The following is a 5,638-nucleotide window of genomic DNA, read 5'->3' as shown; positions in this document are numbered from 1 at the left end:
TCTAGATGTGATAGATGGGCTTTTTGTTTTCTAGATGTCGTTGGGCCAACTTTCTCATCAGCTTACCTTTGCCGGGAATAAACCGCGCAGGCTTTGGTTGAAAATCCGGCTGGGAGATTTCGGGAAACAGAACCTCGATCTCGCGCTTTGCCGCAGCCGAAACGGCTTTCATCGCTTCGCGTCCTGTGAACAGGCTTTCTGTTGGTGCGCTATTGGAGAATACAATTTCATGCGCTGCGAACAGCATATGGAAATACTCAACGCCGTCAGACGGATCTTCAACGATATCAATACCATCCAAGGTGAGAAGTTTGTTGGCTGGGATCAGGACTTCATCGGTATCGAACATGCGTTGCGCGATGACAGATCTTACCAAAATACGGTGTTGTGGTGACACAAACAAATCTTGTTGCGGAAACCCAATGCCTAAAGCATCGGCGCGAATGCGGATCGGCTTCAACTTTGGTTGCAGGGTCAAGTCAATCGCGTCCAGCGCGTTGGACCCGATCCAGCGCAAGGGCTGATACCCATGATCCATAGTCAGTACCTGATCGCCAATGCAAAGGGCTTCTATCGGAAAATCGCCTTTTCGGGTCTTGATCATCGTCCCACGGGCGAGGCAGACGGTTCTGAAATCGGGTTCATCGGGATCGCCAACACCAGGGGTGTTGGCAAGGTTTGACGTGGAAAGGTCGGTTCCATCGGTTGCGCCACCGGGGTCAGCATATGACACGCCAATGTTATCGCCGATACCATCTCCATTGAGGTCCGGGCCCGGCGCGCCCAAACCGCTTTCGTCATCGTCGAATAGACCGTCACCATCGGTATCATTATCAAGATAATCTGGGTTCGCATCGCCATCTTGATTGTTGAGGGCCACGAAGCTTCCGCCAAAACCGCCCGGCGTGCCATCATTGCTGTCAAACAAATCAACAATACCGTCACCATCGGCATCGTCATCCGTTAAATCCCCGTCACCGGGCTTGTAACCAGAGGTCGGTTGGGCCTCTACAAAATCCGAAATCCCGTCGCCATCACTATCAAGATCGCGGAAATCAGCGATGGAATCGTCGTCACTATCGACAGGGATCACGCCACCATTCGACAAGAGCGGCACACCGTTTGAATCGACTGCGCCGTCAACAACGCCGTCAGAATTGGTATCTACAACGGACGCATCCTGACCGCTTTCAACAAGATCCGAAATGCCGTCATTGTCTGAATCAAGGTCCAGTCTGTCCACGATGCCGTCGCCATCGGTATCCAAGGGGATAATCGGTTCAAACGTGCTGTACACCGTACCGATCAGGTTGGTTGGGCCTGTGGTAACCTGATCCACAATAATGACGTTTGGCCCACCATCGTTCCAAGTGAACGTGTTAAACGTGTTCCCGTTAAAAAGCTCCATCTCCTGAAGCGGGCCTTCGTTGGATCTGGCGCCGAAAATTGAAACGCTGCCGTCGTCGTCGATGATGACGCGCACAACTGGGTTTTCATCCGTTCCGGTGATCTGCCAAACTGCGGGAGTACCGGATTCTTGATAATTCGGTCCGTCGACAAACTGGATATTTTGCCCTGTCGGCGTATCATTTGCTTGAAACTCGATCTCTTGCGAAGTGATCTGGGTTCCGTTGATCGATATGTTAAAGCTGTTGTCCAGAATAGGAATATCAAAGATCAATCCGGTCGCAGCTGGATCGAGCGTTACGGTAGTTTCACCACCACCCGCGATACTGACACCCTGTCCCTCATCAAGGGTCTGGCGCTCAAAAATATCAAGAATGCCATCATTATCATCGTCAAGGTCGTCTGCATCCGCGATGCCGTCGCCGTCTGTGTCCGACAGCAGGTTCGTATTGTCGAATGTCAGTTCTGCGTCATCGTTCAGATCAATACCTTGGCCGGCACCAAAAGCAGAAACGTCATTGAGAATGCCATCGTCTGCCAAGTCCAACTTTGCATCCTGCAGATTGTCGTAAAACTCCGACAAATCCAGAAAGTCATTGTTGCTTTGGTCCCCGTCAGTCAGCGACCCGGTATTGCCAGCATTGAAATCTGTGATTTCATCAAGCCCGTCTCCGGCTTCGTATTCAAAAGTATCATTGCCCGTGCCGCCCGTGATCGTGTCATTGCCTGCGCCACCAGCGATTGTGTCGTCGCCTGCACCGGCAATGATCGCGTCGTCCAAGCCGTCAGCACCATCAACAGCATCGCCCTGCGCGTCAACAAAACCGGCAATAATAACATCATCACCAGCAGTACCGTCGACTATGCCATCTGGGCTGACGTCGAAAGCACCGCGTACGTTGTCGACGTGCATTTCACCCGCACCGCCAACATTGACAATCTCGATGCGCAGACTTTGCCCATTGAGCGACGGATTGAATATCGAAGACACAATGGTGACGGTTTGCAGTGTATCAAGGTTTCCCGTCGAACCAGACGTGGATCCGATGAGAGTTCCACCTGCATACAGATTGACTTGGTAAGATTGGGCGCCATTGTAGTCTGGATCGCCAATGTCTGCGCTGAATGTATACACCTCGGACGCGTTATAAGTCTTGGCCAGAGTCTGACTGATAGTTGTCCCGCTCCCGGACGTGTAAAAAACGTTCTGCCCGGTTACATTACCTATGTCCCCGTTGCGCGGATCGTACGCTCCACCCGCCCCAACCATCGTCCACTCGGGTGGCGCCGTCTCCGTAAATCTGCCATTGCGTAGCGCTGGGTTTTCAAAGCTGGCATTCAGGATCAAAATTGGTGTGGGCATCAGTCAATCTCAATTTCTGTATTATGCAATCTTAGTACCTGATTGCCCACAAATTGACTACGAACAATTAATTCCCCCGAAATTCGGAGCTGTAATCGCCTGCCAAGACCGCCACGCACAGCGCGGGGAAGCTTCGTCATCTAAGATGCCGAAGCTTCTTTCTCGTTTAGAACTTTGCGATGACATTGATGAACAGACCCTGATCATCTTGCGTCAGATCGGTCAGATCGTCAGAGAAGCTTGAAAAGTTGTATCCAACACCAACCTTGGCGTTGTCGCCAAAGTGGCGGTAAACAGCAGCCAAAGCACCTGTTTCGGTTGCGCCGGCATCGACTGCATCAAAGACACGGGCTTCGACCAAGACATCCCAATTATGCACGACATTGTAGCGTGCATTGACGATGCCCAGCCAAGCATCATTGCTTGTTAACGCCAAGCTGCTGTCTTCTGCGCTGTCGGTCCAGCGCCCCCCTATTTTTGCGCCCAATGTCCACTGCCGGGATAGATCATAGCTCAGTTGCAAGTCAGCCACGTGGCTTTCTTGGACCGGACCTGACCCTGCCACACCGTCAATTTCCTGGCCAAACATGTCATAAAGATAGCGGTAGCTGGCGACGACGTTCAGACGTTCATTATCAACCGGCCGCAGCGCATAGCCAATGCTTGCGTCAATCAAAGCGCCATCCAGAATGGAACTGCCATCAGTTTCAGTCTCGGACGCATCCAGCCGGAAAATCAAACGCTGTGCGTCGTCAATCTGATAGCGCGCATCCGCGGTGAAAAAGACGGCGTCCAGATCATCGCGTGTAGACCCATTGCTGGCCCGCTCTTGACGGTATTCGACGCGCGCGCGTCCTGTCAGTGCGTCGTTGTCAAAACGCACACCAAAGGACAGTGCTTGGCGATCAAAATCACCGTTCACTTTGTCGGCAACCTGCCCGACTTCCAGTACCGCACTATACGTCAGGAAATCATTTTGCGCGTATTCAACGCCATACATATTGGACAGGTTTCGCGCGGTGCCAAAGATGTCATAGCTGTTCTCAGTCACGACTGCCAAATCAGTATTGATCTGGCGACGCCCGCCCATGATGTACTTGCCGCCATTGTCACGCGCAGACACGCCCGCATCGATGGCGCGGCCTGCGTCCAGTTCGTACCCGAAATACGTGCTATTGCCTGCATCATCTGACCAAGCCGCCAGCGCGCGCGCACCAAATCCGCCTGTGCCATCAGACACTTCGGCCTCTAGCTTCCAACCATTGCCCACTTCTGCAGAGAGACCCAACCCCAAGCGGTTAAACGCTGCAAGTCCGTCGGTGCTGACTGCATTCTGGCCAAAGACACTATAACTTAACCCTTGGCGCGGACTGTAGGCTATGCGCCCAGCCACGTCAGTGCGATTGCCATTGGTCGTGCTCGTGACCTCGTCAAGATGTTCAACGCCAGCTGTGTAACTAAATTGTTCGCTGATATCACCGGAAACCTCGGCGCCGATTTCGGTCTTCTCATTGCCGACCGCATTCTCATAAAGATCGGCATATACCTTATAGCCCAGACCTGCGTCCGTGGCCGACTGCGCGTATGCACCGTAAAGAGTTTCGTCACCTGTCGCGGCAGTGACCTGATAATCAAGCGTGGAAAAGCCCTCGGTGCGCTCTTCATAATAGCCGCCAACGATGCCAGAGCGCGCCGCGTTGAAGTCGCTCAAATCTGCCTGACCTTCCAACTTAAGGGCCGTGCCCTTGCCCGCGGCACCAGCAGTATTGTCGATCAATACACCACCATCTGACGAAAAAGATGACCCATAGCCCGGGCCATCAGATTCTGCATAATCAAGCTGTACAAAGCTGTTGTCGCCGCGCTCTAGGCGCACATCCACGCCGAAAGATGTTTGATCTGCACCGCCCGTATCATCGCTCATCGCGGTTACGCCAAGGCGCAGGCTGTCATTGGCCCAAGCCTCGACACGGCCACCTTGCGAGAACCCGTCTACGTCTGTAGCGACAGGCGTGTATTCATACTGAGAGACGAGGTTCACCACCACATCGCCGCCCGGGTTGGACTGGATCAGGTTGGGGTTGGCGGACGACGTCAGCGGACTGAACAACGTAATCACACCCTGCAAATAGTTGATATCATAGTCACGTCCTGCCACCAGCGTCTGACGCGCGATCACACGACCCGTATCAGCGTCGCGCTGTTCTACCGTCAAGGTCTCGGACCCGATCGTGATATCTTGACGCTGCAAAAAATACACTGACCCGCCAGTGCCTTGGAACACCTCGCGGCCCACAAGTTGATCGGGTTGCGCAGCATAAAGGTCCAGCGAAAAACGCGCATCGCCCGACGCTGTGGTTGTCGGGCTGTCATAAGAGGCCTGCGCGCCATAAAGCGAGCGTTCGTTGCGCAAATAACCAGAGCCTGTCAAATCCGCCTGATAGTCGCCCCAAAGCGCAAAGTTACCATCCCGTTCAATCCGCAAATAGAACTTACCCGAGGTCGGTGTGTTATCCACGATCTGGCTGTCATCGCCAAAGGTCTGTGGACCTTGCGCCGCGCCAACACGGCGCAGCACGGCGCGGGGGTCTTTCTCGTCAAGGCGTTCAAAGATTTCATCCAACGCACCTTCGCCTGTATCAACAGAACCGGTGATGCGGTATCCACCCGCCGTCTTACCATCGGCATACCCCGCCAGACGGCCTGTCGTGCGTGTCTCGGTGTCGTCGCTGCCGTCTTTGCTGTAAATGCCGTAAGTCAGATCAGCGATCGCTGTGTAGAACCACTCGGACTGCGGAATGACAATCGGGCGTTCAACTTGGGTGCGTTGTCCATTGGATTGCACAGAAACATCAACGTCATAGTCGC

2 protein-coding genes are annotated in these 5,638 nt (G+C 53.6%); both read right to left on the bottom strand.

Translation table 11 applies throughout. The annotated features are described in order from the left end of the window. Position 1 precedes the first annotated feature (1 nt). Positions 2-2,770 (bottom strand): Hint domain-containing protein, encoded by a 2,769-nt coding sequence (locus QZ197_RS13225; protein WP_296432522.1) that lies wholly within the window; start codon positions 2,768-2,770, stop codon positions 2-4. Between the two features lie 166 nt (positions 2,771-2,936). Then, on the bottom strand, positions 2,937-5,638 hold a 2,702-nt coding region (locus tag QZ197_RS13220), incomplete at its 5' end, for a hypothetical protein (RefSeq protein ID WP_296432521.1).

Origin of the sequence: Yoonia sp. (assembly GCF_017854415.1) — a bacterium.
Lineage (GTDB): Bacteria > Pseudomonadota > Alphaproteobacteria > Rhodobacterales > Rhodobacteraceae > Yoonia.
Note: the sequence above shows the minus strand (reverse complement) of the source record. Positions and strands in the feature narration are given on the sequence as shown.

What these genes read in the sequence shown, in the direction of transcription:
- QZ197_RS13225 (WP_296432522.1), bottom strand. Translation starts at nt 2,770, where the DNA reads ATGCCCACACCAATTTTGATCCTGAATGCCAGCTTTGAAAACCCAGCG.